Annotated in this window: 3 protein-coding genes; 1 reads left to right on the forward strand and 2 read right to left on the reverse strand. The window is 70.9% G+C overall.

What is annotated here, in order from left to right:
- Positions 1–394: NTP transferase domain-containing protein (locus tag A612_RS01500; protein WP_040435532.1), on the reverse strand; the 394-nt coding region annotated here is incomplete at its 3' end.
- A 60-nt stretch (positions 395–454) separates the two neighbouring features.
- Entirely contained in the window at positions 455–1690 is a 1236-nt protein-coding gene (gene tyrS / locus A612_RS01505; protein WP_040435534.1) for a tyrosine--tRNA ligase, read from the reverse strand.
- A gap of 195 nt (positions 1691–1885) precedes the next feature.
- Here tyrS and A612_RS01510 point away from each other — a divergent pair, with 195 nt between their 5' ends.
- Positions 1886–3247: a M23 family metallopeptidase gene (locus A612_RS01510; RefSeq protein ID WP_019372849.1), complete on the forward strand. Its 1362-nt coding sequence runs from the start codon at positions 1886–1888 to the stop codon at positions 3245–3247.
- Positions 3248–3366 lie beyond the last annotated feature (119 nt).

Genomic DNA, 3366 nt, shown 5'->3' on the forward strand with positions numbered 1-3366 from the left:
CCAGCCGCTCGCCCGCGCCCGCCGCCACCAGCGCCGCCAGGGTCGCGGGCTCGGTCAGCGGCACGTCGCCCGACAGGACCAGCACCACGCCGTCGCCCTGCAGCTGCGGCAGGCCCTGCTGCACCGCGTGGCCGGTGCCCAGTTGCGGCTCCTGCAGCACGCAGCGCACGTCCGCCAGCCCACAGGCCGCCGCGCCCTGCAGCGCCGCCGCCTGCACCGGCGCGGCGCCGTGCCCGGTCACGACCACCACCCGCCGCGCCTGCACGCCCGCCGCCTGGTCGAGCACGTGGTGCAGCAGCGGCCGCCCGGCCAGGCGCTGCAGCACCTTCGGGGTGCGGCTTTTCATGCGCGTGCCGCGGCCGGCGGCCATGAGGACGATGTCGAGGGCTGTCATGGTGTGAGGAAAATTGAGGTCTGCCAAGGGCCGCAGGGGCGGGCCCGCGAACGGGCCCGGTCAGCCCGCGAGTTGCACGCGCGCGAACTTGCGCTTGCCCACCTGCAGCACGTAGCTGCCCGCTCCGAGCCGCAACCCCCGGTCGCCCACGACCGCGCCGTCCACCCGCACCCCGCCCCCGTCGATCAGGCGGTTCGCCTCGCTGGTGGAGGGCGCGAGCCCCGCCTGGCGAAGCAGCGCGCCGATGCCCAGCGGCGCGCCCGACAGCTGCAGCTCGGGAATCTCGTCCGGGATTCCGCCCCGGCTGCGGTGGTGGAAATCGGCCTCGGCCGCCTCGGCCGCCTGCGCGCTGTGAAAGCGCGTCGTGATCTCGCGCGCCAGCAGGACCTTGGCCTCCTTCGGGTTGCGCCCGTCCTGCACCTCCTGGCGCAGGGCGGCGATCTCCGCCAGGCTCTTGAACGACAAGAGCGTGTACCAGTCCCACATCAGCTCGTCCGAGATCGACAGCACCTTGGCGAACATGGTGTTGGCGTCCTCGGTGATGCCGATGTAGTTGCCCTTGGACTTGGACATCTTCTCGACCCCGTCGAGCCCGACCAGCAGCGGCATGGTGAGCACACACTGCGGCTCCTGGCCGTATTCCTGCTGCAGGTGGCGGCCCATCAGCAGGTTGAATTTCTGGTCCGTGCCGCCGAGCTCCAGATCGCTCCTGAGCGCCACCGAGTCGTAGCCCTGCAGCAGCGGGTAGAGAAACTCGTGCAGGCTGATGGAGCTGCCCTGCGTGAAGCGCTGGTGGAAGTCGTTTCGCTCCATCATGCGCGCCACCGTGTACTTGGCCGCCAGCTCGATCATGCCGCGCGCGCCCAGCTGGTCGCTCCACTCGCTGTTGTAGCGGATCTCGGTGCGCGCCGGATCCAGCACCTTGGCGGCCTGCGTGTAGTAGGTCTGGGCATTGGCCTGGATCTGCTCGGCGGTGAGCGGCGGGCGCGTGCTGTTGCGCCCCGAAGGGTCGCCGATCAGGGTCGTGAAGTCGCCGATCAGGAAGATCACCTGGTGGCCCAGGTCCTGCAGCTGGCGCATCTTGTTGAGCACCACCGTGTGGCCCAGGTGGATGTCCGGCGCCGTCGGGTCCAGCCCCAGCTTGATGCGCAGCGGCTGGCCGCTCGCCTCGGCGCGCGCGAGCTTGCGGGCCCAGTCCTCCTGGGGCAGCAGCTCGTCGACCCCGCGCAGGGAGATGGCGAGAGCCTCTTGGACGGCATCGGTCAAGGGGAACGTTGTAACAGCTGCTTGGGTCATGGGGCTAAGGGTTTCCAGGGGTGTCTGCAGGACACGACCGACTATACTTGCCGGCATTTTGCAGCGGCGGATTCTAGTGGGAGCACCCACGCCAAGGGCCCTGCGGGCCTTTTCGCCGCATCGGACACACGCGTGCCCCTCCCCCGCCAGCGCACGCCTGGCCTGTGGGAGACGCACCAGCCTGGGGTAAGACTCTTGAACAACGGCCTGACCACCGCCTCCCTGGCATTGCTCGATCAGCTCAAGCATCTCGCACAGAAGCATCCCAAGCGCATCACGGCGGCCGTGGCCGCGGTGCTGCTGACCGGCGGAGGCGGCGCCTTCGCGGTGGCCTCGCTCGGCCCCGATCCGGCCCAGATGCCGGTGAGCACCGTGACGCACGAGGTCGAGTCCCTGGCAGCCGAGGTCTCGCTGGCCGAGCTGCTGGACAACCCCGGCTTCTCGCTCTACCGCTCGGACGTGACGCGCAGCGCCGACACGCCCGAAGCCATCCTGGAGCGCCTGGGCGTGGCCGATCCGGCCGCCTCCAGTTTCCTGCGCAGCAACGAGCTGGTGCGCCAGAACGTGCTCGGCCGCGTCGGGCGCTCGCTCACCGCCGAAACCACCGACGACCACCGCCTGCAGCGCCTGACGGCCCGCTGGGCGCCGGACGACAGCGGCAACTTCAAGCGCCTGGTGGTCGAGCGCCAGGAAGACGACAGCTTCACCGCCCGCATCGAAACCGCTCCGCTGACCGTCGGCAGCCGCCTGGCCAGCGGCACCATCCGCAGCTCGCTGTTCGCCGCCACCGACGCCGCCAGCATCCCGGACGCCGTGGCGGTGCAGCTGGCGGAGGTCTTCTCCGGCCAGATCGACTTCCGCCGCGCGCTGCGCAAGGGCGACCGCTTCTCGGTGGTCTACGAGACCCTGGAGGCCGACGGCGAGCCGCTGCGCAGCGGCCGCCTGCTGAGCGCCGAGTTCCACAACAACGGCAAGACCTTCGATGCCCTGTGGTTCCAGGAGCCGGGCGGCAAGGGCTCCTACTACGCCCTCGACGGCCAGAGCATGCGCCGCGCCTACCTGACCTCGCCCGTGGCCTACACGCGCGTGTCCAGCGGCTTCTCCATGCGCATGCACCCGATCCAGAAGACCTGGCGCGCCCACCTGGGTACCGACCTGGCGGCGGCCCACGGCACCCCGGTGCGCACCGTGGGCGACGGCACGGTGGAATTTGCCGGCGTGCAAAATGGCTACGGTAACGTGGTCTACGTGGCACACGCCAACCAGCACGTGACGGTCTACGCCCACCTGAGCCGCATCGACGTGCGCAAGGGCCAGTCGGTCGAGCAGGGCCAGCTGATCGGCGCCGTCGGCGCGACCGGCTGGGCCACCGGCCCGCACCTGCACTTCGAGTTCCGCGTGGCCGGCAAGCACCAGGACCCGATGACCATCGCCCGCCAGAGCGAGGCGGCAGCGCCGATCACCGGCGCCTCGCGCAAGGCCTTCGAGCAGCTCGCTGCCAACATGCGCGTGCAGCTCTCGGCCGCTTCCCTGGCCCAGGTCGCCAGCGCCGAGTGAGCCCCTCCCGCCCGCCGGGCGCGGGCGCCGCAGGCTGGTACATCGGCCTGATGTCCGGCACCTCGCTGGACGGGCTGGACGGCGTGCTGGCCCACGTCGACGCGGGCTGCTGCCGCGTC

It is taken from the genome of Melaminivora alkalimesophila, assembly GCF_000282995.1.
Taxonomy (GTDB): Bacteria; Pseudomonadota; Gammaproteobacteria; order Burkholderiales; family Burkholderiaceae_C; genus Melaminivora; species Melaminivora alkalimesophila.

Coding starts and splice junctions, on each gene's coding strand:
- tyrS (WP_040435534.1), bottom strand. CDS start 1,690: ATGACCCAAGCAGCTGTTACAACGTTCCCCTTGACCGATGCCGTCCAA.